Genomic DNA, 21419 nt, shown 5'->3' with positions numbered 1-21419 from the left:
AACCATGAGCCCGGCAACGCTGCCCCGACCCGATTTCAACATTCATCGGGACATCCCCGGATCACCGCAGCAGGCTCACACAGTCGCCTAACCAGACGCAATGCGCGGCATTGCGCAACTAACTGACTTGCCTCGCATTTTCTTTCACGCCTTCGTGCGCATGCAACCAGACCGAGTTGCTCAGGATGGAGGACAATATGAAACGGAACTGCATGACCCAGAAGGAACTCGCCGATCGCTGGACCATCTCCCAACGCACGCTGGAGCGGTGGCGATGGGCGGGAGAAGGTCCGGCCTACACGAAACTCGGCGGGCGGGTGGTCTATCGCGTCTGCGACATCGAGGCGTTCGAACAGGAAGTTATTCAATCGACGGCTGACCAACAGATCAGGGCGTCCTGACGCCAGTCACGGACTCCAGCTCGCAATCCACGCCACAAAGCTCTGATTTGCGACGCATTTCGATTGCGCCGCCTTCCCGGCTCGGTCTGCCTCAGTGCAGACCCAGTATATGGGTGCGCATAGTTAGCGTGCGCACGGCCGGAGTTGGGAGAGCGTGATGGAGAGCGGCAGGTCGGGACTGCGCTGGGGTATCGAGCAGCGCCTCGAGTTCATAGAGTTCCGCCTGTTCTGGGAGGGACATGTGAACCGCAGCGACCTGATGGATCAGTTCGGGGTCTCGGCAAACCAGGCGTCCACCGACCTGAACCGCTACATCGGCTTCGCGCCCGACAACATGGTCTACGACAAGAGCGCGCGGACCTATGTGCGCGGCCCCGCGTTCAAGCCGCAGTTCCTCGAGCCCGACGCCAGCCGTTATCTCGCCCAGCTGCGGTCGGTCGCGGACGGGATCCTCGAACGCGACGACTGCTGGATTGCCGATCTTCCGCCCTACGCGGCCGCGCCGACACCCGTGCGCGGCGTCAATCCGCTTACGCTCCGCTCGGTGGTCGGCGCCATCCGTCGGGCCGAGGCGATCGAGGTGAGATACCAGTCCCTCTCCAGCCCCGAGCCCCGATGGCGCTGGGTCGCCCCCCACGCCATCGCCTTCGACGGCTTCCGCTGGCACGCGCGGGCGTTCTGCCAGGCCGATGAATGCTTCAAGGATTTCCTGCTCTCGCGGATCCTCGAGATCCGCGGGTCGCGCGAGAGCGACATCTCGCCGGAGGCGGACCACGACTGGCACTCGGAGGTCACTCTGGAGGTCGGCCCCCACCCCGGGCTCTCGGAGACGCAGGCCAAGGTCATCGCGCTCGACTACGGGATGCGCGGCGGCAAGGCGAAGATCAAAGTCCGGCGGGCGTTGCTGTACTACGCGCTAAAGCGCCTTGGACTCGATACCGACCCCGACGCGAGGAAGCCGCAGGATCAGCAGATCGTGCTGCTCAATCCCGAACAGATCGATTGCCATTTTTCCTACGTCGGCAATGCCTTCGGGCCGGCGATTCAGGTTCCGGAGATGTAAGTTGATCACGGAATATCACGCCAAACTATTCGCATACGAACTGAGTAAGCGGCATTCCGTTGCGGACAATGGAAAAACTCGCGGGAGCTCTTTTGGACGCGCAGGTGGACCTCAATCCTCACCAGGTTGAAGCTGCGCTGTTTGCATTCAAGTCACCGCTCTCGAAAGGTGCAATTCTGGCTGATCGCGGACCGCGTCCGCGACCTGCCGCACCGCAAGACCCAGGCCGAGATCGCCCCCGAGGCGGGCTTCGCCAACGCCAACATGATGACCTTCCTCAAGGTCGGGCGCAACAAGGTGCCGCTCGACCGGGTGCCCTCGCTGGCGAAGGCGCCGGAGGTCGACCCCGCGCTGCTCATGCGTCTGGCTCTCGACCGGGCGGTGGGCGCGACGGCGGCGAAGGCGATCGTCGAGATCTTCGGCACGCCCGTCACCCAGAACGAGCGCGGCGGGCTGGCCGAGATCCGCCACGCCTCCGGCAACTGCGACCCGCGTCTGACCGGATGCTCGCACACCGCGCTGAAGGGGGATCTTTGGGAAATGAGCTGTGACATGATCTCTCGCGAGGGCGGACCGGCGGGACCGGGGGACCGGTTAGGGTCAGGATCCATTAATTGGCTTGAGGCCGCCGGGCCTGCGTGATTCAAGCTCCCGGACTGACGGGGGTGATGATGAGCAACCTTGTCTTAAGAAGCGACCAGCTCCTGTGCGATACGGGAGACGGTGAGCGGCTATCGCAGGATCAAGTCGAGCCAAGCCCGGCCCGGCGATGCCTTCTTTGGCAACTGGACCGATCTTCTGGTTGGCATGTGGTCGGGCCTCAACCTGCGCGCCGATACCTGGACGCTGGCGGCCTCTGACGGGCTGGTGCTGCGCGCGTTTCAGGACGTGGACATTGCCGTTCGCCACCGGGAGAGCTTCGCCCTGGGCCAGAACGCCCCTGCCGCGCCGGAATAATGCCCCGGCAACGCATCGACGCGCCCGGCACGGCCTATGCCGATTCGGGCGCAATCGTGATCACCGCGCCGCGCTTGGCCGAATACCTTGGCGTCAGCCCGCGCCGGGTTTGGCAAATGCGCCAGCGCGGCGAGCTGGTCAAGCATGGGCGCGGCCTCATCGACGCGTCCCACGCCTTCAACGCGCGAATCGGTCGCTTCTTTCTGACGCCCGAGAAGGCCGCCCAGCTGGACAAGTTCCGGATCGCTGCCATGGGCTGGCTGATGGTGCGATGGTCCGCAGGCGTGAGCCCGCGCGACCTGGCCGACTGGCGCGTCATGGCCGGGCATTGGCAGCTTACCCCCGCCGAGGGGCGCAAGGTCCTCGAGGACGCCGCCGATCTGATGGGGCGCCCGCGTCCAAGCTTCAAGCAAGCCCGCTCCCGCCGCTGAAACCCGTTCAAGCGCCGTCGCGCTGGTGGGTCTAATGATGGGTCTGGGAAAATCGGAAACCCGGATTTTCCTTTTCCAGCAATGCGATAAGGGGGGAAACTCTGGTAGCGGAGGAGGGACTTGAACCCCCGACACGCGGATTATGATTCCGCTGCTCTAACCAACTGAGCTACTCCGCCACGATGAGCGCGATCTAAGGGACTGCCGGAGTGGCGTCAAGCGCTTTTAGACCGAAATCGAGACACTTGATGCAGTTTCTCGAACAGGCACGAAGGTTGGCCATCCATGCCCCGCAGCGGGGGGTGCGGGGGGCGGCAAGCCCCCCGCCCTGCCGCGGGACGCAATCAGGCGCGCGCCTTCACCACGCGCAGCAGCGGCATAACCTCGGACATGTCGGGACCATGCGCCCGGCCGGTCAGAGCCTTGCGCAGCGGCATGAACAATGCCTTGCCCTTGCGACCGGTGACCTCCTTGACCCGGGCCGTCCAATCACCCCAGGTCGCATCCGTGAACGGCGCCTCGGGCAGCAGAGCCATGGCTTGCGCCACGAAATCTGCATCCTCGGGGTCGATCTGGGGCTCGGCGCCTTCGCTGAAAATGCGCCACCAATCGGCCAGATCCTCCAGCCGGGTGATGTTCTGCGAGGCGACACGCCAGAAGCGCTCGGCCTGATCGGCAGGCACGCCAAGCGCGGCGATGCGGTCCGCGACCTGATCGAAGGGCAGCGCCTGGTTGCGCTCGCGCGTGAGGGGCCACAGATCCTCGGCATCGAACTTGGTTGGCGAGGCACCGAACCGGCTCAGATCGAAGCTCTCAGCCAGCTCGTCCAGCGAGGCAAGCCCCACCGGCACGCCTGATCCCAACCGCGCCATCAGGGAAATCAGCGCCTCGGGGGCCACGCCCGCCTCGCGCAGATCCTTCAGCGACAGCGCACCGATGCGCTTGGAGAGTTCCTCGCCCTTGGCGCCCGTCAACAGCGAGTGATGTGCAAAGGCCGGGGGCGTGCCGCCGATGGCGCGGATGATCTGGATCTGCGTTGCGGTGTTCGTCACATGGTCCGAACCGCGCACGATGTGGGTCACGCCCATGTCGGTATCGTCCACGCTGCTGGCGAAGGTGTAAAGCACCTGCCCATCCGCGCGGATCAGCACCGGATCGCTGACCGAGGCCGCGTCGATCGAGATGTCGCCCAGGATGCCGTCGGTCCATTCGATCCGCTCATGCTCCAGCAGGAAGCGCCAGTAACCCTCGCGCCCCTCGGCCCGCAGGCGATCCTTGTCCGCATCCGACAGCGACAGGCCGGTGCGGTCATAGACCGGGGGCCGGCCCATGTTCAGCAGCTTCTTGCGCTTGAGATCCAGTTCGGTCGGGGTCTCGAACACCTCGTAAAGCCGGCCCTGGGCCTTCAGCGCCTCGGCCTCGGCGCGGTAGCGGTCCAGCCGCAGGGACTGACGCTCGACCCGGTCCCAGTGCAGACCCAGCCAGTCGAGATCGCGCTTGATGCCCTCGACATATTCCTCGCGCGAGCGCTCCCGGTCGGTATCGTCAAGCCGCAGGATGAAGGTTCCGCCGGCCTTCCGGGCGATCAGATAGTTGAACAGCGCGGTGCGCAGGTTGCCCACATGAATGTGGCCGGTGGGCGATGGCGCGAAACGGGTGATGGTCATGGGGCGTCTCCTGTTGGCATCGCTCTTTCACAGGCGACAGTTTTTGTCCATATCAGGGGCTGAACGCAGGAGGCGCGAATGACCGATTGGGACGGGCTGACACCCCCGGATGCAGCCGAGATCGAAGCCATGGCACGCAGCGCATTGGCCGGCCTGCCCGCCGAATTCGCCGAAGGCGCGGCGGGCGTCGCCATCCGCGTGGCGGAATTCGCCCCCGACGAGGTGCTGGACGAATTGCAGATCGACGATCCGTTCGAGCTGACCGGTCTTTATGACGGCGTCCCGCTGACGGAAAAGTCGGTCAGCGACCAGCCGGGCCAGCCCGACATCATCTGGCTTTATCGCCGGCCGATCCTCGACGAATGGGCCGCGCGCGGGGATGTCTCGCTTGGCGATCTGGTCGTGCATGTCGTCACGCACGAAATGGCGCATCACTTCGGCTGGTCGGATGACGACATCGCGCGCATCGACAAGTGGTGGGAATGAGCGGCCAAGCCCCCATCCTGACAGTGACGCTGAATCCGGCGCTGGACCTGTCCACCGCCGCCGACAGCGTTGTTCCCGACCTCAAGCTGCGTTGCGACAAGCCGGTGATGGACCCGGGCGGCGGCGGCATCAATGTTAGCCGCGCCATCAAGATCATCGGCGGTCAATCCACCGCAATGGTCGCGCTTGGTGGGGCGACGGGTGCGCGGGTGGCCGAGATGCTGCGTGAGGCGGGGCTGGACGTGCTGCGCCTGACCGCGCCGGGCGAGACGCGCCAGTCGCTGGCCGTCACCGACCGGACGACGGGCGGGCAATACCGCTTTGTGATGCCGGGGCCGGAATGGCACATGACGCAGGTTGCCGGCACCATCGCCGCCATTGCCGAGGCCGCGCTGGCCGGGGGCTGGGTGGTCGTGTCGGGGTCGAACCCGCCGGGCATCGCGCCGGGATTCGAGCAAATGCTGACCGTGCGCCTGAAGGACGGGCGCGCCAAGCTGCTGGTTGACACCTCGGGCGAAGCGTTGATGGCGCTGGCGGGGTCGTCGATCCCGGTCGATGTGCTGCGCATGGACAGCCACGAGGCCGAGGGTCTGGCAGGCCGCCCCCTGCCCCGGCGCGAGGACAGCGCGGAATTCGCCGCGGGTCTGGTCCAGCACGGCGCGGCACGGATGGTGATCGTGGCGCGCGGCGCCGACGGATCGGTGATCGCGGGACCAGAGGGCGCATGGCACGCCGCCGCGGCCGAGGTGGATGTCGTCAGCGCAGTGGGCGCGGGGGACAGCTTCGTGGCGGGCTTCGTTCTGGCAATGGCGCGCGGCTGGCCTGTGCAAGAGGCGTTGGCGCTGGGGACTGCGGCGGCCTCGGCAGCGGTGATGACGCCGGCAACGCAGCTCTGTCATGCGGAAGATGTGCGCCACTTCTATTCGCAGCGCGTCATCACCCGGCTCTGATGCGAATGGGCTGCCCCAAGGGGGACGGCCCATAATCAATCACGCAGCGCCGATGCAGTCAGGCCGCTTCGGCTTCATCGGCTTCGGCAGCCATGCGACGCTCGCTCTCCTCGCGCGAGAGGGCGACCGAGGTGCGCACACCCTTGGACACGAATTCCATCAGACCCTTGACCACACGTTCGTTCGGGTCGATCCCGGCGCAGGACAGCACCTCGCGCCCGTCCCGCGAGCGCGCCCATCGGGCGATCTGCTCGGGGCCGTTGCCGTATTTCTTGTCGTCGGCAATGGCATCGTCCAGAGCCGCCAGCACCACGGCTGCAAACAATTTGCGGGCCCGCTGACCTTGTTCGAAGTTGAAAGCCGAGCCGTCAACAAAATCGCGCATCTTTTTCGTCCATCTTTGCGGCCTCTTCAAGCAAAAGAGACCTTCGGGGCGGGTTTGGCACGCCCCTGGTTATCGTTCCGTTTCTCCGACGGTGCCGCAGGGCTTACCCTGCTTTGCCGCCGATTCGGTATTCCCCCCGCCGCATGTCTGCCATGTCTTTAATGCATGTCATGCAAAGACAGGGCAAAAACTTTTACACTTCAGAGCCTGCGATGCGATTTTGTCGCAGCAGGTCTCTTGACAACGTCGCAAGTCCGTTCGGGTTGCCTCATACCGCAGGCCCCGATATAGGGGCGCCAAGCGGTCGTTCAACGCCCCGGACGGCCTGATTTTTCCGCAAACCGACGAGACCCACCCATGCCCAAGATCAACGGCAACGAAATCCGCCCCGGCTACGTGCTGGAACATGACGGGGGCCTCTGGGCCGCCGTCAAGGTCAGCCATGTGAAGCCCGGCAAGGGCGGCGCCTTTGCCCAGGTCGAAATGAAGAACCTGCGCGACGGCCGCAAGCTGAACGAACGCTTCCGCTCCGAAGACAAGGTGGAGCGCGTGCGTCTGGACCAGAAAGATCAGCAATTCCTGTATGAATCCGACGGCAAGCTGGTCTTCATGGACAGCGAGACCTTCGAGCAGACCGAGCTGGATGCCGAACTGCTGGGAGACCGCCGCCCCTTCCTGCAGGACGGCATGACTGCGACGGTCGAATATTACGGGGAAGAGGCGCTGTCTGTCTCGCTTCCGCAGAAGGTGATCTGCACCGTCGCCGAGACCGAGCCGGTCGTGAAGGGCCAGACGGCCGCGAACAGCTACAAGCCCGCCATCCTGGACAATGGCGTGCGCATCATGATCCCGCCCTTTGTCAGCGAAGGCGAACGGATCGTTGTGAATACCGAATTGTTCGAATACAGCGAACGCGCCTGATTTCGAGGCCCGATTCGACCTGGGCCCCGCGCAAGATCTTGCGCGGGGCTTTTTGCGTCCCGCGATGGCCGGGCGTTTTCCACCCCCGGAGGATATTTGAGCCAAGGCAAAGGGCTGTCAGGCCGGATCGCCGAACAGGTCGAGCTGCGCGGCCGGGCCGTCATCGCTGTCAAAATGCGAGAGGGTGATGCCCAGAAGTCGGGCGCCGCGCGGATCGGGCAGGACGGTTGCGGCCAGATCGCGGGCAAGGGCCAGCAATTGCGTCTCGGAAGCAACGGGCTGGGGCAAGGTGCGAGCTCGGGTGATCTGCTGGAAATCGGCGAACTTGACCTTGAGCGTGACCGTCCGGCCTCGGATCCGGTGCCGCGTTGCGGCCGTCCAGACCTTGGCGGCCAGGGGGATCAGCGCATCGAGCACCTGGTCCAGCGTCATCAGATCGGCAGGATAGGTGTTCTCGGCGCCGATGGATTTGCGGATGCGGTCAGGGCTAACCCGGCGGTGGTCGATACCGCGCGAAATATTCCAGTAGTAATGCCCCGCCCTGCCGAAGCGGCGGGTGAGGAAATCGAGGCTCTGGGCGCGCAGGTCGGCGCCCGTGTGGATGCCCATCGCCTGCATCCGCGATGCCGTGGCGGGGCCGATGCCATGGAACTTGCCGACCGGCAGGGTCAGCACGAAATCAGGGCCGCGTTCGGGAGTGATGACACAGAGCCCGTCAGGCTTGTTCTGGTCGGAGGCCAGTTTCGCCAGAAACTTGTTGTAACTGACCCCTGCGCTGGCGGTCAGGCCCGTTACCGCCTGAATGCGGGCACGGATCTCTTGTGCAATGGCAGTTGCGGTGCGCCCTGACAGGTGATCGGTCAGGTCCAGATAGGCCTCGTCCAGCGAGAGCGGTTCGACCAACGGGGTGTAATCGGCGAAGATTGCGCGGATCTGCTGGCTGACCGCGCGATAGATGTCGAAGCGCGGGCGCACGAAGACCAGGTCGGGGCAGAGCCGCGCCGCGCGCAGCGAAGGCATGGCCGAGCGCACGCCGAAGGCGCGGGCCTCGTAGCTGGCCGCCGCGACGACACCGCGCGCCGCCGAGCCGCCCACCGCAACCGGCTTGCCCCGCAGGTCGGGATTGTCGCGCTGTTCGACCGAGGCATAGAAGGCGTCCATGTCGATATGGACAATCCTGCGCGGGCTGTCCTGAATCTTGCCTGCGCCAGCAAGGGGGCCGGGCGAATCGGCCCGCCCGCTCATCTGTCGGGGTCCAGCCGCGCCCCTGCGGCCTCCATCCCCGGCGAGACGCGATCGAAGCGGACATACGCAAGCGCGCGCCCGCCCGATTGCGTGTGCAAGGTGCCGACCTCGCGTCCCTCATGGATGATGGGCGTGCCTGGGGCGGCCTCGCCCGTGATGCGCAGGCGGGCCAGGCCCTTGCGCAGTTCGGTCTTGTGTTTCATGCGGGCGGTGACCTCTTGCCCGACATAACAGCCCTTGCGGAAATCCACACCGTTCAGGCGCTCGAACCCGGCTTCCAGGATGTAGGTTTCGTTGGGGATCAACTCGACCAGGGTTTCGGGGATCAGATGCTCGACCCGGATGGCGTCCCAGTCGCGGCCATCCTCGCCCGCCTCGCCATAGACTCGCCAGCCAAGCGCGGGGTGGCGCGGGTCGGGAATGGCGTTTTCGGGCGCCGCCCCGGTGCCGCGGGCCACCGGCATGTCCACCGCGTCCAGCGCCACGCGCGAACGCAGGCGATACATCGACAGCCGCCGCATCAGGTCATCGGCCAGTCGCGCATCGACGTCGATCAGCAGCGCCTCGGGGGCCGGAACAATCAGGAAATCGGCCAGATATTTGCCCTGAGGTGTCAGCATCGCCGCCCAGCAGGGGGCGCGGCGCACGTCATTGGTGACAAGACCTTGCAGAAAGTTCTCGCGGTCCTCGCCGGTGACGCGGATGATCTGGCGGTTCATGTCTGGGCTCCGAATTGCAGGGCGACAAGGCGCGCATAGGCGCCGCCTCTTGCCATCAATTGGTCATGGCTGCCCTGTTCGACAACCCGGCCCGCATCCAGCACAACGATCTTGTCGGCGTTGCGGATGGTGGACAGCCGATGCGCGATGACCAGCGTGGTCCGCCCCTGCGACAGCCGGTCCAGCGCATCCTGCACCAGCCTTTCGCTGGCCGTGTCCAGCGCGCTGGTCGCCTCGTCCAGCAACAGGACGGGCGCATCGCGCAGGATCGCGCGGGCAATGGCGATGCGCTGGCGCTGGCCGCCCGAAAGGGCCGAGCCGCGGGGGCCGGCCGGGCTGTCAAGGCTGCGCGTCTCGTCCAGAAAGTCGCTGACATGCGCCGCCTCCAGCGCGCGGGCCAGATCGGCCTCGCTGGCCGAGGGGCGCCCCATCAGCACGTTGTCGCGCAGGCTTTCGTCGAACAGGGCCGATTCCTGTGCCACGGTCGAGAACTGGTCGCGCAGAACGCCCAGATCGTAGTCGCGCACGGGGATGCCGCCCAATGTCACCTGCCCTCGATCCGGGTCGATCATGCGGGTCAGCAGGTTGAATACGCTGGATTTGCCCGCGCCCGACGGGCCGACCAGCGCGGTGGTGCGGCCGGCTTCGGCGGTGAAGGTCAGCCCGCGCAGGACCGGCTGGCCGTCATAGGACAGCCACACATCGTCCAGCGCAATGGCGGTATGGGGCGGCGGATCGAGCCTGGCGCCTGAAATGATGGTCGGTCTGGTGTCAAGAACCTGATAGATCCGCTCGAGGCTGGCGGCCGCCGTCTGCCAGGTCCCGGCCAGCCCGCCCAGCCGGCGCATCGGCTGGAAGGCCAGCGCCAGCGCGGTGAAGAAGGCCATGAAATCGCCGACGCTGCGCGTGCCCTCCATCACCTCGCGCCCGCCAAGTGCCAGCACCGCGATGAAGCCGATGCCGGTGACGATGTCGGTCAGCGCAGGAATAAGCGAGGAAGTCGCGGCGACCTTGGTTTCCGCCTGCCGGATCTGGCCCACGATGGCAGCGAAACGCGCAGTCTGGTCGGCTTCGGCCCGGTTCAGCCGGATCGAGGCGATGCCGTGCAGCACCTCGTCCAGGCGCATGGCGCGCAGGCTGGCATTGGCGCGGGTCTGGCGCATCTTGCGGCGGATATAGCGCTGCACCAGCGCGGCCGGCAGGATCAGGATGGGGGCGCCGACCAAGGCGGCCAGCGTCCACCAAGGGTCGATATTCACCGCCACCGCAAACAGCATGACCAGCGCGATCGCATCGCGCGTGGCCCCGGTAATCAGCGTGGCCCAGACCCCCTGCACGGCCATCGTGTCGCCCTGAACGCGCTCGATCATGGCGCCGGGCGGGTTGTCGCGGAAAAAGCGGCTGTCCAGCGTCAGGATATGCGCCAGAAGGTCCGTCTGCATCCGGGTCGAGACCGACAGCGAGATCCGCGTCAGCAGCGCCCGGCTGGAGACCAGCGTGACCGCGCGCAGCAGGAACACCCCGAAGATGGCCATGCCGACCCACCATAGCGCGCCTTCCTCTTGTCCGATGAAGACGCGGTCGAAAAGCGGCTTCAGCATCCACGAGATCAGCGCAAGGGTCGAACCCTCGACTGTCATCAGCGCGAAGGCCAGGATCATCGCCGCGCGATGCGGGCGCAGATAATCGCTCCACATTCGCCGCAGCAGGCCCTGCAGATGACTGGACCCGATCCGAGGCCGTGCGACCGCACGGGGCGCAGGGGCGGACTCGGCAGGTGTCTCTGCGGGCGTGTCGGGACGGGGGTCCAATCTCCGGGCCTTTCCTTCTAGGCGCCGCCGGGTGGGCGGCGCGCCCCAAGGCATAGCCGCCCGGTCGGCGCGCGACAAGGCGGCGGCCCCGTGGATGACGCTTCCCCACTGCCGCCCCCGTTGACGAGGCCCGCGCGCGGGCCTACCGCTTCTGCACGATGTGAAGGAAAGCCACATATGAGCCTGTCCCAAGGTCACGAGATCATTGCCATCCCCGGCCCCTCGCCCCTGCCGATGCGGGTTCTGAACGCGGCGCACCGAGCCTCGCCCGACATCTATGCCGAGCCTCTGGCCCAGTTGAACCTGTCGGTGATGGCGCAGCTGAAGCGGCTGGCGGGGACGCAGGCGCATCTGGCGCCCTATATCGGCAACGGCCATGCCGGGTGGGAGGCCGCCGCCGCGAACCTGTTCGACAAGGGTGATGCGGTTCTGGTCGTCACCTGCGGCCATTTCGGCCGGTCCTGGGCCGACACGCTGGAAACGATGGGCGTCGCGGTGGAACGGCTGGATTTCGGCAACCTGCCGCCCGACCCCGCCCGGATCGCGGCACGGCTGGACGAGGACCGGCAGCACCGGTTGCAGGCGGTGATGGTCTGCCAGACCGACACGGCCAGCGCGACCATGGCCGATATCCCCGCGATCCGCGCCGCGATGGGCGATCACCCGGCCCTGCTGGTCGTGGATGCCATCGCCTCGCTGGGCTGCGCGCCGATGCGGATGGACGAATGGGGCGTCGATGTGCTGATCGCGGCCAGCCAGAAAGGGCTGATGTGCCTGCCCGGCACGGCCTTCGTCTGGTTTTCGGACAAGGCCGCCGCGCGCGGACGCAGCGGCCTGACGACGCCCTACTGGGATTGGCACCTGCGCGCCGGGGCCGAGGCGCTGTGGCGATACTGGGGCGGCACGCCGCCGGTCCAGCAGCTCTATGCGCTGGACGAGGCGCTGCGGATGATCCTGGACGAGGAAGGGCTGGAGGCCGCCTGGCGCCGCCACGCGCGGCTGGCCCGCGCGGTCTGGGCGGCGGTCGATGCCTGGGGACAGGGTCATCCGGAGATCCGGGCCAGCGTGGCGGATGCGGCGGCGCGCGCGGCCTCGGTCACGGCGGTGACGCTGCCCGGCGCGGACCGGCTGCGGGCCTGGGTCACGGCAGAATGCGGCGTCACGCTTGGCGTGGGCCTGGGCGCGCCCGACCCGGCAGGCGCGCTGCGCGTGGCGCATATGGGCCATTGCAACGCGGCCATGCTGATGGGAACGCTTGGCGCGATGCAGGCCGGGTTGATCGCGCTGGACATCCCCCACGGGACCGGCGCGCTGGAGGCCGCCGCCGCCTCGCTGGCCCGCAGCGATTGACCCGCAGCGACTGATCGGCGCGGCCCTACCGGGCCGCGTCCTCGGCCGTCATGCGGTCCAGCCATTCGCGCATCAGGGCGATCTCGGCCTCCTGGGCCTCGATGATCTCGACCGCCAGGGCGCGTATTTCGGGATCGGTGCCGTGTTCCAGGACGATCTGTGCCATGGCGACAGCGCCTTCGTGATGCGGGATCATGCCGCGCAGAAAGTCGATATCGGCATCACCGCTGTAGTCGATGGCCATGTCCTCGTGCATCCGGTCCATCGCCTCGGCATAGGCGCGGGTCGAAGGCGCGGCGGCGCCGCCCTGCGGGGCATGGGCGTCGTGGTCATGTCCGGCATGGGAATGGTCCTGCGCGGCCAGGGGCGCCGCCATCGCGGCCAGCAGGGTCAGGGTCAGAGCAGGTCGTGTCATCATGGTCGCACCTCCTCGCGACAGCGTGACCGCCCGGCGCCCAGTCGGCAAGAGCGGCGCCCTCACACTTCCGTGCTGTCCTCGCCTACGGGCGGCAGACGCAGCAGCGTGACGACCGTGCCGCCATAGCTGCGCTGGTCGAGCAGACGCGCCCATCCGGGCAGGCGGGGCGGGCGGCTCTCCTCCCACAGGATCGTCGCGCCGGGGGCAATCCATCCGCCCTGATGTGCCGAGGCCAGCGCCGCCTCGCCCAGTCCCTGCGCATAAGGCGGGTCCAGAAAGATCAGATCATGCGGCGCGCCCTCGGCCCCGCCTAGCCGAGTGGCATCGCGCCCGATCAGCCGCGCCCGGTCAGCGCAGCGCGCCAGCCTGAGGTTCTGGCGGATGAGGCTCTGCGCCGCCCGCCCGTCATCGACCAGCGTCAGATGCGCGGCCCCGCGCGACAGGGCCTCGATCCCCAGGGCGCCGGTCCCCGCAAACAGGTCAAGCACCCGCGTGCCAGGCAGAGGATTGCCATGGCGGCCATTCATCAGCAGGTTGAAAATCGACTCTCGCACGCGGTCCGTGGTGGGCCGCAGATGCGCCGCCGGATCACCCGCACCCAACGCGGCCAGTTTCAGGCCGCGCAGGCTGCCACCGACGATCCTCATGCCAGCAGCGCCTTGAGATCGGGCGCCGAGGCAACCTGCTCGGGCGCGGGGCTCAGCCCGGCCTCGATCAGGCGCTTGCCGATCATGTAGGCGCGCGGATCGTTCAGCGCATCGACCGAGATCAGCCGCCCCTGCCGGTAATACCAGACCGAGCCCGCATGATCGCCCGCACCGGGCCGCGTCACGATATGGTCATGGCCCATATTCAAGCCGGCGATCTGCAGCTTGGCGTCGAACTGGTCCGACCAGAACCAGGGGCGCAGGACCAGATCGCACCCTTGCCCCAGCATGTCGTCGGCCACGCATTCCGCCATGTCGATGGCCGCGCCGACACTTTCCAGCCGGATCTGAACGCCCTCATGCGGCAGGCTGGCGCAATCGCCGGCCGCCCAGATGCCCGGCAGCGAACAGCGCCCGCGCAGATCGGTGCGAATGCCGTTGTCCAACGCCAGACCCGCTTGCTGGGCCAGATCGGTGCGCGGCAAGACGCCGATGCCCTGGATGACCAGATCGGCCGGGATCACCCGCCCGTCGTTCAGCGCAACCCCGGTCGCCCGGTCGGTGCCGATGATGTGGGTGATGCCCACGCCCTCTTGGATATGCACCCCATGCGCCAGATGCAGCGCGCGGATCATGTCAGCGGTCTCGGCCGAGGCCACACGGCCCAGAATGCGCGGCGCCGCCTCGATCAGCGTGACTTCAAGGCCCAGCTTGCGTGCGACGGCCGCGGCCTCCAGCCCGATATAGCCGCCGCCGATCACCACCAGCCGTGCCCCCGCGACCATCCGCGGCGCCAGCGCGTCGATATCGGCCAGATCGCGCAGCACATGCGCGCCAGGCAGGTCGCCGCCCATCGCAGCAGGCAGCCGCCGCGGCGCGGCCCCAAGGGTCAGCCCAAGCGCGTCGTAATCCAGAACACCTCGATCCGTCGTGACCCGGCGCGCCTGAGGATCGACGGCCAGCGCGCGCTCGCCCAGCCGCAACTCGATTCCCTGGGCCTGCCACCATTCGGGCGCGCGCAAGATCAGCCGGTCCAGCGCCATCTGCCCCAAAAGATAGGCCTTGGACAGGGGCGGACGCTGATAGGGGGGCACGGTTTCTGCCCCGATCACCGTCAGCGGCCCCTTGTGGCCCCTGGCACGCAGCCGCGCTGCCATGGAAGCCGCCGCCTGCCCGGCCCCGATAATGACGATCCGCATCCTTGATCCTGTCCGCTGGTCTCGATCTGCGGCAGAGCCTATAGTCCGTGCGAATCCGTTGCAATTCAGGAGCGTGCAATGACCATCACCCCCGGAGACAAGCTGCCCCAGGCCCAGTTGCTTCGCATCGGCGAGAACGGTCCCGAAAGTCTTTCCACCGACAGCATGATGCAGGGTCGCGTGGTGCTCTTCGGCCTGCCCGGCGCCTTTACCGGCACCTGCACGAATGCCCATATGCCCAGCTTCGTGCGCACCGCCGATGCGTTCCGCCAGAAAGGCATCGACCGCATCATCTGCATCGCGGTGAACGACCCCTTCGTCATCAAGGCCTGGTCCGACGCGACGGGCGCCGAAAATGCCGGGATCGAGGTTCTGGCCGATGCCGATGGCAGCCTGACCAGGGCCCTCGGCCTGAACTTCGATGCCCCGCCGGTCGGCTTTTTCGGGCGCTGCAAGCGTTTCGCCGCGCTTCTCCGCGACGGCACATTCGAGGTGATCGACATCGAGGACAACCCCGGCAATTGCGGCATCAGTGCAGGCGAGTCGCTGCTGGAAAAGGTCTGAGGCTAAAGCCTCCCTGATTTTGCCCTCCCTGATTTTGCCTTGGCGCAAATATCCTGCGGGGGGGCAAAGTCCCCCCGGCCTTACCCCCCGGGATCGCTCTTGCGAAAGGGCGTGAACCCCTTCAGCGCCTCGATCTCTTCGGCCATGGCGCGCCGCTCCTGCGCCAGGTAATGCGCCAGTGCCTGGAGGAAGCCGCCATCGCGGACCCAGTGCAGAGAATGGATGGGCACCGGCTCGTAGCCCCGTGCCAGCTTGTGATCGCCCTGCGCCCCGGCTTCGACTCGCGCCAGACCATGCGCGATCGCATGGTCGATCGCCTGATGATAGCACAACTCGAAATGCAGGAAGGCGTGATTCTCGATGCAGCCCCAGTAGCGCCCATAGATGGCGTCGGGGCCGAGGAAGTTCAGCGCGCCCGCAACAGGCTGGCCGTCGCGTTCGGCCAGGACCAGCAACACCTCGTCGCGCATCCTGTCGTGGATGCGGTCGAAAAAGGCGCGGGTCAGATAGGGCTGGCCCCATTTTCGCGCGCCGGTATCCTGATAAAAGGTCCAGAACGCGTCCCAGTGATGCGGCTTCAGATCATCGCCGCGCAGATGCCGGATCGTTCCGCCGAAAGCCTGCGCGCGGGCGCGTTCCTTGCGCAGATCCTTGCGCTTGCGCGATGACAGCGCGCCCAGGAAATCCTCGTAGCTGGCATAGCCGCGATTGATCCAGTGATATTGCTGCGTCACGCGCGGCAGGAACCCGGCCTCGGCGCCCAGGCGCGATTCCGTCTCGGTGCAAAAGGTCACATGCGCACCCGAGACCTGAAGTCTTTCGGTCAGACCCATCAACCCCTTCAGCAGTGCCGCACGCATCGCGTCGTCGCGGGCCAGAAGCCGGGCGCCGCTGGCCGGCGTGAACGGCACGGCGCATTGCAGTTTGGGATAATAATGCCCGCCCGCGCGCATGTAGGCCTGCGCCCAGGCGTGATCGAAGATATACTCGCCCTGGCTGTGCGATTTCGCATAAAGCGGGGCCGCACCGACAATGCGGCCTCCCTGCTCCAGCGTCAGATGCAGGGGCTGCCAGCCCGTCCCCGTCCCGACCGAGCGCGACTGCTCCAGCGCCAGCAGGAAACGATGCGAGGTGAAGGGATTGCCGTCGCCCAGACTGTCCCAGTCCTGAGGGTCGATGGCGGCGATCGAGGAATGGGTGCTCAGCGTCAGCGCGTCGGTCATGGTCCGAAGATAGGCCGGCCGCGCGTCCTTGTCAGGCCCCGCCGCCACGGGGCCGGTGTGGCGGGGCGCCGCAATGGCGCGCCCCGTCGCAAGACGGGCAGAAGGCCCGGTCAGAATGCAGCGCGGTAGCCCTCGAAGGTGACGTTCTGCGCGATGCGGCGGGCGGCCTGCTCCTCGACCTCGGAACGGATCGTCCAGGTCAGGATGCCCGCCCCGGCGGCGCGCAGCGCATCGACGCGCGGATTGTCCAGATCGTCCTTGTCATGCGAGATGAAGCACGCCCCCACCGCATCGTAATCGGCAATCGCGGCCAGTTCGTCGCGACGGGCGGGGGGAACGCGCGCCCAGTCCTTTTCGTCAAAGGCGCAGGTGGTCAGGCCGACCGCGACATCCGGCGCAGCCTCGTGGAAGGCGGCGATCATGTGCGGGTTGAAGGACATGACCGCGACGGGGCCGTCGTAACCCGCCAGAGCCTCGGCCACGCGGGCGGACAGGGTGCCGACATTCGGTCCGCAGGCGCCGTCCTGATCCTTGATCTCGATCAGCAAGGGCACCCGGCCCGCGATCAGGTCCAGGAACTGCCGCAGCGTCGGCACGGGCTCATCCGTGCCCATCAGGCGCAGCCCGGCCAGCGTCGGCGCATCCGTCGCGGCGATGAAGCCCTGCGTGCCGGTCAGGCGGTGCAACTGGTAATCGTGAAAGACCAGCGGCTCGCCATCCGGGCCGGGCTGGATGTCGCATTCGATGCCGTATCCCGCCTCGATCGCGGCGCGGGCAGCGGCCAGGCTGTTTTCCGGCACGCCCGGCGCGTGCAGGCCGCGATGCGCGATCGGGATGGACAGAAAGCGCGGGTCCAGCATCAGCGGATCTCGAACACGGCTTCGATCTCGACCGCGACGCCAAAAGGCAGCGAGGGCGCCGAGACGGCGGCGCGGGAATGGCGCCCGGCATCGCCGAAAACCTCGACCATCAGGTCGGAACAGCCGTTGATGACCTTGGGCTGGTCGGTGAAGTCGGGGGTCGAGTTCACGAAGCCGGTCAGCTTCACGACGCGGACCACGCGGTCCAGATCGCCCACGGCAGCCTTGAGCTGCGCGATCAGCGCCAGACCGCAGCGTCGCGCGGCGGCGGCGCCCTCTTCGACCGAGGTGCCATCGCCCAGCTTGCCAGTGATCAGGCCGTTCTCGTCGGCGCTGATCTGGCCCGAGACGAAGACCAGATTGCCGGTCTGCACGAAGGGGACGTAATTCGCGGCGGGCATGGGGGCTTCGGGCAGGGTGATGCCTTTTTCGGCAAGGGTTTTCTCGACGCTCATGATGTCCTCGCATGGGTTCGGTTTCGGGGCGACCCTAACGCGGGCAGGCTCAGGCGACCAGAGCCTCGGCGCGTTTCAGATCGACGCTGACCAACTGGCTGACGCCCTGTTCGACCATCGTCACGCCGAACAGCCGGTCCATTCGCGCCATCGTCACAGCGTGGTGGGTGATGATCAGAAACCGCGTATCGGTGCGGCGCGTCATCTCGTCCAAGAGGTCGCAGAAGCGGCTGACATTGGCATCGTCCAGGGGCGCGTCCACCTCGTCCAGCACGCAGATGGGCGCGGGATTGGCCAGAAAGACCGCAAAGATCAGCGCCATCGCGGTCAGGGTCTGTTCACCGCCGGACAGCAGCGACAAGGTGGACAACCGCTTGCCGGGCGGCTGGCACATGATTTCCAGCCCCGCATCCAGCGGGTCGTCGGATTCGACCAGAACCAGCCGCGCCTCGCCGCCGCCGAAGAGCGTGGTGAAGAGCGTGGCGAAATTCGCGTTGACCGTCTCGAAAGCGGCCAGCAGGCGTTCGCGCCCTTCGCGGTTCAGGCTGCCGATCCCGGCGCGCAGCTTGCGGATGGCCTCTTCCAGGTCGGCTTTTTCGCCCGCAAGCTGGTCACGCTCGGCCTCCAGCGCAATCTTGTCCTCGTCTGCGCGCAGGTTGACGGCGCCAAGCGCGTCGCGCGCTGCGCGCAGGCGGGCGATCTCGGCCTCGACAGTCTCGGCGGGGCAGTCGTCGATCTGGCCCAAGGCGGCCAGCAGGGCCTCGGGGGTCTGGTCGGTGGCCTCGGCGATGCGGGCGCGGGCCTGGGCCTCGGCCTGGCGGGCGGCCTCGGCGCGGGCCTCGCAGGCAGCGCGGGCCTCGCGCGCATCCGAGGCCAGGCGCTCGGCCTCGCGCGCGGCAAGGGCGGCGGCGCGCGCGGTATCCTCGGCTGCGGCCAGCGCCTCTCGGGCGCGGGCCAGGCGGGCGCGCGCCTCGGCCTCGCGCAGGGCCAGGGCGGCGCGGCGTTCGGACAGAACCGCAGGCTGCGCCTCGGCCCCCGCCAGTTCGTCGCGCGCCGCGTCGCGACGTTCTGCCAGTTCGGCGGCGCGGCTGCCGGCCTCATCCAGACGCAGCCGCCAGCCGGATTCCTCCTTGGCGATTTCCTGCAGGCGCTTGGTGCGAGCCTGCGCCTCGCGCCGAATCTCGTCCAGGGCGGCGCGGCGGGTCATGCTGGCGATGCGCGCGGCCTCGACCCCGGTTCGGGCATGTTCCAGCGCCGCCGCAGCATCGGCACGGTCGGGCAAGGCGGCCAGTTGCACCTCGGCCTCGGCCAGGCGGGCGTTGGCATCATCGGCATCGGCGCGGTGGCGGGCCAGTTCGGCGCGCGCGGCCTCGGCCCGGCTGCTGGCCAAAGCCAGATCCGATTCGGCGCGGGTCGCGGCGCGCACGGCATCCGAAAGCAGGCGTTCAGCCTCTCGTCGGGCGTCGCGCGCTGATTTCTCTGCCTCGGCAGCGTCACGCAGGGCGGTGCGGGCGGAATCATGACGCTCGGCAGCCTCGTCGGCGCGGGCGCGGGCAGCATCGGCTTGTCCGGCAATCTCGGCCAGCTCATTGACCTTTTGCAGATGCAGCGCGGCCGAGGATGACGCATCCCCCGCCATGACCCGCACCCCGTCCCACCGGAACAGATCGCCGGCGGGCGTCACCAGACGCTGACCCGGCTGCAGATCGCCCTGCAGCGCAGCCGCGCGCGCCGCATCGGGAACCAGGCCGATCCGCGACAGGCGGCGCGCAAGGGCGGCGGGCGCGCGCACATGGGGGGCCAGCGGGTCGGCACCCTTGGGCAGGGGTGCCGAGGGCAGGTCGGGCAGGTCGTGCCAACCGCTGCCCGCATCGGTCAGCGGCAGGGACAGGTCGTCGCCAAAAGCCGCGCCAAAGGCAACCTCAAGGCCGCGCGCGACCTGCACATGGTCCAGGATCGTCGCACCGCCCGACTGGCCGCGTTCGACCAGACGGCGCAGGGCGGCCATCTCGGCGGCAAGAGCCGCGGCCTCGCCTTCGGCCTCGGACCGGGCCGCGCGGGCGGCGGCCTCGGCGGCTTCCAGCGCGGCGCGGGCGGCTTCGGCATCGGCCAGCGCGTCCTCGGCGGCCAGGGCGCGGTCGCGGGCCTGATCCTGCGCGGCATCGGCCTGATCCAGCGCGGCGCTGGCGGCCTCGCCCGCCGCGTCGGCCGCTGCGACGGCCTCGTCGGCCTCCGAGGCGGCGCGCTCGGCGCGCTGCATCATCACACGCAGGTCATGGGCCAGACGCTCGGCAGATTGGTGGCGGGCGGCCAGACGCGCGGCCTCGTCGGTCAGTTCGGCCAGTCGCGCCTCGACCTCGCGCAGCGCCTCGGATGCAGCCTCGGCGGCCTGCGAGGCAGCCTCAAGCCGGGCCTCATGACCTTCCCCGGCCTTCTCAAGCTCGGCCTTTTCCCAGGAAAGACGGGCGAGCACATCGACAGCGTCGCGATTCAGCAGTTCTTCGCGGTCGATATCGCGGTCAAGCTGGGCGATGCGGGCGGTCAGGGCGCGGATCGCATCCTCGGCGCGGGCCTCGGCCTCGGTCAGGCTTTCCTGCTCGACCTGGACACGTTGCAGCAGGGCCGCGGCGATCTGGTCCTCGTCGCGCAGGGCGGGCAGGCTGTCCTCGGCCGCGGCGCGGCGTTGTTCCGCCTCGGCCGCGACGGCGGCCGTTTGCTGCGCTGCACGCATGGCCTGCGACAGGGCCTGGGTGGCGGCAAGGCGCGCGGCCTCGGCATCCGACCAGCGGCGGTAAAGCAGCACGCCCTCGGCCCGCCGCAGCGCGGCCCCGATCTCGCGATAGCGTGCCGCCGCCCGCGCCTGACGGGCCAGGGTAGCGGCCTGGGCGGAGAGCTGGTCCAGCGTGTCGTCCACCCGCGTCAGGTTGGCCTCGGCCGCGTTCAGTTTCAGCTCGGCCTCGTGGCGGCGGGCATAAAGCCCCGAGATGCCTGCGGCCTCCTCAAGGATGCGGCGCCGAGCCTTGGGCTTGGCGCTGATCAATTCGCTGATCTGCCCCTGTCGCACCAAGGCCGGGCTATGCGCCCCGGTCGAGGCATCGGCGAACAGCATTTGCACGTCGCGCGCCCGGACATCCTTGCCCGCGATCTTGTAGGCGCTGCCTGCATCGCGGGTGATGCGGCGGGTAACATCGAACTGATCCTGATCGTTGAAACCCGCAGGCGCCAGCCGGTCGCGGTTGTCGATGGTCAACGAGACCTCAGCATAGGCGCGGGCGCTGCGGCGCGTCGTGCCGGCGAAGATCACGTCCTCCATCCCGTCGCCGCGCATGGCGGTGGGGCGGTTCTCGCCCATGACCCAACGCAGGGCCTCCAGCAGATTGGACTTGCCGCAGCCATTGGGACCGACCACCCCTGTCAGGCCCTCGCGGATGACCAGATCGGTCGGGTCCACGAAGCTCTTGAAACCATTGAGGCGCAGGCGGTCAAAGCGCAAGGTCGGGTCCGTCGGATCGGGTGGCCGGGGAACGGCCAGATTCGGAGCAATGGCGGATTCTTCCCTCAGCCGCCGCCCAAGTCAACCGACCCGCAAGATATCGAGGCCAAGGCCGGACTTGTCCACAAGATGCGGCCTTGCCTTCCTTCATGGCGCGGCGGGCTGGCGGCGCTG

General features: G+C 67.7%; 22 protein-coding genes and 1 tRNA gene. 10 read left to right on the top strand and 13 right to left on the bottom strand.

Annotated features, from left to right (window positions below; all coding sequences use genetic code 11):
- Positions 1 to 212 precede the first annotated feature (212 nt).
- The 5 genes from KY389_RS02675 (at position 213) to KY389_RS02655 (ending at position 2852) form a co-directional block, all read left to right on the top strand.
- Complete coding sequence (locus KY389_RS02675) at positions 213 to 401, top strand: helix-turn-helix transcriptional regulator (protein ID WP_246587897.1); 189 nt, start codon at positions 213 to 215, stop codon at positions 399 to 401.
- A 157-nt stretch (positions 402 to 558) separates the two neighbouring features.
- Entirely contained in the window at positions 559 to 1464 is a 906-nt protein-coding gene (locus KY389_RS02670; protein ID WP_219829240.1) for a BrxR family helix-turn-helix transcriptional regulator, read from the top strand.
- A 168-nt stretch (positions 1465 to 1632) separates the two neighbouring features.
- Positions 1633 to 2106: an XRE family transcriptional regulator gene (locus tag KY389_RS02665; protein ID WP_219829239.1), complete on the top strand. Its 474-nt coding sequence runs from the start codon at positions 1633 to 1635 to the stop codon at positions 2104 to 2106.
- 81 nt (positions 2107 to 2187) lie between these two features.
- Entirely contained in the window at positions 2188 to 2421 is a 234-nt protein-coding gene (locus tag KY389_RS02660; protein WP_219829238.1) for a phage major capsid protein, read from the top strand.
- Entirely contained in the window at positions 2421 to 2852 is a 432-nt protein-coding gene (locus tag KY389_RS02655; protein WP_219829237.1) for a helix-turn-helix domain-containing protein, read from the top strand. Before KY389_RS02660 ends, KY389_RS02655 begins: the two co-directional genes overlap by 1 nt.
- A 102-nt stretch (positions 2853 to 2954) precedes the next feature.
- Here the strand turns inward: KY389_RS02655 and KY389_RS02650 are convergent.
- Both KY389_RS02650 and gltX read right to left on the bottom strand, forming a co-directional pair.
- Positions 2955 to 3031, bottom strand: a tRNA-Met gene (locus KY389_RS02650).
- Positions 3032 to 3196: 165 nt separating this feature from the next.
- Positions 3197 to 4519: a glutamate--tRNA ligase gene (gene gltX, locus KY389_RS02645; protein ID WP_219829236.1), complete on the bottom strand. Its 1323-nt coding sequence runs from the start codon at positions 4517 to 4519 to the stop codon at positions 3197 to 3199.
- Positions 4520 to 4597: 78 nt separating this feature from the next.
- On the opposite strand from gltX, the gene KY389_RS02640 reads away from it, so the two are divergent.
- Positions 4598 to 5005, top strand: a complete 408-nt coding sequence (locus KY389_RS02640) for a metallopeptidase family protein (protein WP_219829235.1) — start codon at positions 4598 to 4600, stop codon at positions 5003 to 5005.
- Positions 5002 to 5955 carry a 1-phosphofructokinase family hexose kinase gene (locus KY389_RS02635; protein ID WP_219829234.1) on the top strand — a complete coding sequence of 318 codons (954 nt, stop codon included), beginning with the start codon at positions 5002 to 5004 and terminating at the stop codon, positions 5953 to 5955. The genes KY389_RS02640 and KY389_RS02635 overlap by 4 nt, the downstream gene beginning before the upstream one ends.
- A 58-nt stretch (positions 5956 to 6013) precedes the next feature.
- Here the strand turns inward: KY389_RS02635 and KY389_RS02630 are convergent, their stop codons facing one another.
- Positions 6014 to 6340, bottom strand: a complete 327-nt coding sequence (locus tag KY389_RS02630) for a DUF6280 family protein (protein WP_101752457.1) — start codon at positions 6338 to 6340, stop codon at positions 6014 to 6016.
- 357 nt (positions 6341 to 6697) lie between these two features.
- Here KY389_RS02630 and efp point away from each other — a divergent pair, with 357 nt between their 5' ends.
- Positions 6698 to 7261 carry an elongation factor P gene (gene efp, locus KY389_RS02625; protein WP_219829233.1) on the top strand — a complete coding sequence of 188 codons (564 nt, stop codon included), beginning with the start codon at positions 6698 to 6700 and terminating at the stop codon, positions 7259 to 7261.
- Positions 7262 to 7378: 117 nt separating this feature from the next.
- Here efp and dinB read toward each other — a convergent pair whose 3' ends face one another.
- The 3 genes from dinB to KY389_RS02610 are packed head-to-tail and all read right to left on the bottom strand — an operon-like array spanning position 7379 to position 10922.
- Complete coding sequence (gene dinB, locus KY389_RS02620; protein ID WP_219829232.1) at positions 7379 to 8506, bottom strand: DNA polymerase IV; 1128 nt, start codon at positions 8504 to 8506, stop codon at positions 7379 to 7381.
- A complete protein-coding gene (gene ygfZ, locus KY389_RS02615; protein ID WP_219829231.1) occupies positions 8503 to 9225 on the bottom strand; it encodes a CAF17-like 4Fe-4S cluster assembly/insertion protein YgfZ in 723 nt (240 codons plus the stop codon). Before ygfZ ends, dinB begins: the two co-directional genes overlap by 4 nt.
- Positions 9222 to 10922 carry an ABC transporter ATP-binding protein gene (locus KY389_RS02610; protein WP_219829230.1) on the bottom strand — a complete coding sequence of 567 codons (1701 nt, stop codon included), beginning with the start codon at positions 10920 to 10922 and terminating at the stop codon, positions 9222 to 9224. The genes ygfZ and KY389_RS02610 overlap by 4 nt, the downstream gene beginning before the upstream one ends.
- A gap of 291 nt (positions 10923 to 11213) precedes the next feature.
- Here KY389_RS02610 and KY389_RS02605 point away from each other — a divergent pair, with 291 nt between their 5' ends.
- Positions 11214 to 12386, top strand: coding sequence for a pyridoxal-phosphate-dependent aminotransferase family protein (locus KY389_RS02605; protein ID WP_219829229.1), 1173 nt, complete (start codon positions 11214 to 11216; stop codon positions 12384 to 12386).
- 25 nt (positions 12387 to 12411) lie between these two features.
- Here the strand turns inward: KY389_RS02605 and copM are convergent, their stop codons facing one another.
- From copM to KY389_RS02590, 3 genes are read right to left on the bottom strand one after another with little or no spacing between them, the layout of a single operon-like run.
- On the bottom strand, positions 12412 to 12804 hold the full coding sequence (gene copM, locus KY389_RS02600) for a CopM family metallochaperone (RefSeq protein ID WP_219829228.1): 393 nt from the start codon (positions 12802 to 12804) through the stop codon (positions 12412 to 12414).
- A gap of 59 nt (positions 12805 to 12863) precedes the next feature.
- Positions 12864 to 13451: a 16S rRNA (guanine(966)-N(2))-methyltransferase RsmD gene (rsmD, locus tag KY389_RS02595; protein ID WP_219829227.1), complete on the bottom strand. Its 588-nt coding sequence runs from the start codon at positions 13449 to 13451 to the stop codon at positions 12864 to 12866.
- Positions 13448 to 14650 carry an NAD(P)/FAD-dependent oxidoreductase gene (locus KY389_RS02590; protein WP_219829226.1) on the bottom strand — a complete coding sequence of 401 codons (1203 nt, stop codon included), beginning with the start codon at positions 14648 to 14650 and terminating at the stop codon, positions 13448 to 13450. Before KY389_RS02590 ends, rsmD begins: the two co-directional genes overlap by 4 nt.
- A 78-nt stretch (positions 14651 to 14728) precedes the next feature.
- On the opposite strand from KY389_RS02590, the gene KY389_RS02585 reads away from it, so the two are divergent.
- The gene (locus tag KY389_RS02585) at positions 14729 to 15214 is read left to right on the top strand and encodes a peroxiredoxin (protein WP_219829225.1); all 486 of its coding nucleotides are present in this window, start codon (positions 14729 to 14731) and stop codon (positions 15212 to 15214) included.
- Positions 15215 to 15294: 80 nt separating this feature from the next.
- On the opposite strand, the gene KY389_RS02580 is transcribed toward KY389_RS02585, so the two are convergent.
- The 4 genes from KY389_RS02580 to KY389_RS02565 form a co-directional block, all read right to left on the bottom strand.
- Complete coding sequence (locus KY389_RS02580) at positions 15295 to 16437, bottom strand: GNAT family N-acetyltransferase (RefSeq protein WP_219829224.1); 1143 nt, start codon at positions 16435 to 16437, stop codon at positions 15295 to 15297.
- 110 nt (positions 16438 to 16547) lie between these two features.
- Entirely contained in the window at positions 16548 to 17297 is a 750-nt protein-coding gene (locus KY389_RS02575; protein ID WP_219829223.1) for a glycerophosphodiester phosphodiesterase family protein, read from the bottom strand.
- Entirely contained in the window at positions 17297 to 17752 is a 456-nt protein-coding gene (locus KY389_RS02570) for a RidA family protein (RefSeq protein ID WP_219829222.1), read from the bottom strand. The genes KY389_RS02575 and KY389_RS02570 overlap by 1 nt, the downstream gene beginning before the upstream one ends.
- A 49-nt stretch (positions 17753 to 17801) precedes the next feature.
- On the bottom strand, positions 17802 to 21245 hold the full coding sequence (locus KY389_RS02565) for a chromosome segregation SMC family protein (RefSeq protein ID WP_219829221.1): 3444 nt from the start codon (positions 21243 to 21245) through the stop codon (positions 17802 to 17804).
- Positions 21246 to 21419: the final 174 nt, after the last annotated feature.

The organism is Paracoccus bogoriensis, assembly GCF_019431455.1.
Taxonomy (GTDB): Bacteria; Pseudomonadota; Alphaproteobacteria; order Rhodobacterales; family Rhodobacteraceae; genus Paracoccus; species Paracoccus bogoriensis.
This window is presented reverse-complemented; position numbering and strand designations above follow the sequence as displayed.

What these genes read in the sequence shown, in the direction of transcription:
- KY389_RS02675 (WP_246587897.1), top strand. Translation starts at nt 213, where the DNA reads ATGACCCAGAAGGAACTCGCCGATCGCTGGACCATCTCCCAACGCACG.
- KY389_RS02670 (WP_219829240.1), top strand. Translation starts at nt 559, where the DNA reads ATGGAGAGCGGCAGGTCGGGACTGCGCTGGGGTATCGAGCAGCGCCTC.
- KY389_RS02655 (WP_219829237.1), top strand. Translation starts at nt 2,421, where the DNA reads ATGCCCCGGCAACGCATCGACGCGCCCGGCACGGCCTATGCCGATTCG.
- gltX (WP_219829236.1), bottom strand. Translation starts at nt 4,519, where the DNA reads ATGACCATCACCCGTTTCGCGCCATCGCCCACCGGCCACATTCATGTG.
- KY389_RS02640 (WP_219829235.1), top strand. Translation starts at nt 4,598, where the DNA reads ATGACCGATTGGGACGGGCTGACACCCCCGGATGCAGCCGAGATCGAA.
- KY389_RS02635 (WP_219829234.1), top strand. Translation starts at nt 5,002, where the DNA reads ATGAGCGGCCAAGCCCCCATCCTGACAGTGACGCTGAATCCGGCGCTG.
- KY389_RS02630 (WP_101752457.1), bottom strand. Translation starts at nt 6,340, where the DNA reads ATGCGCGATTTTGTTGACGGCTCGGCTTTCAACTTCGAACAAGGTCAG.
- efp (WP_219829233.1), top strand. Translation starts at nt 6,698, where the DNA reads ATGCCCAAGATCAACGGCAACGAAATCCGCCCCGGCTACGTGCTGGAA.
- dinB (WP_219829232.1), bottom strand. Translation starts at nt 8,506, where the DNA reads ATGAGCGGGCGGGCCGATTCGCCCGGCCCCCTTGCTGGCGCAGGCAAG.
- ygfZ (WP_219829231.1), bottom strand. Translation starts at nt 9,225, where the DNA reads ATGAACCGCCAGATCATCCGCGTCACCGGCGAGGACCGCGAGAACTTT.
- KY389_RS02610 (WP_219829230.1), bottom strand. Translation starts at nt 10,922, where the DNA reads ATGTGGAGCGATTATCTGCGCCCGCATCGCGCGGCGATGATCCTGGCC.
- KY389_RS02605 (WP_219829229.1), top strand. Translation starts at nt 11,214, where the DNA reads ATGAGCCTGTCCCAAGGTCACGAGATCATTGCCATCCCCGGCCCCTCG.
- copM (WP_219829228.1), bottom strand. Translation starts at nt 12,804, where the DNA reads ATGATGACACGACCTGCTCTGACCCTGACCCTGCTGGCCGCGATGGCG.
- rsmD (WP_219829227.1), bottom strand. Translation starts at nt 13,451, where the DNA reads ATGAGGATCGTCGGTGGCAGCCTGCGCGGCCTGAAACTGGCCGCGTTG.
- KY389_RS02590 (WP_219829226.1), bottom strand. Translation starts at nt 14,650, where the DNA reads ATGCGGATCGTCATTATCGGGGCCGGGCAGGCGGCGGCTTCCATGGCA.
- KY389_RS02585 (WP_219829225.1), top strand. Translation starts at nt 14,729, where the DNA reads ATGACCATCACCCCCGGAGACAAGCTGCCCCAGGCCCAGTTGCTTCGC.
- KY389_RS02580 (WP_219829224.1), bottom strand. Translation starts at nt 16,437, where the DNA reads ATGACCGACGCGCTGACGCTGAGCACCCATTCCTCGATCGCCGCCATC.
- KY389_RS02575 (WP_219829223.1), bottom strand. Translation starts at nt 17,297, where the DNA reads ATGCTGGACCCGCGCTTTCTGTCCATCCCGATCGCGCATCGCGGCCTG.
- KY389_RS02570 (WP_219829222.1), bottom strand. Translation starts at nt 17,752, where the DNA reads ATGAGCGTCGAGAAAACCCTTGCCGAAAAAGGCATCACCCTGCCCGAA.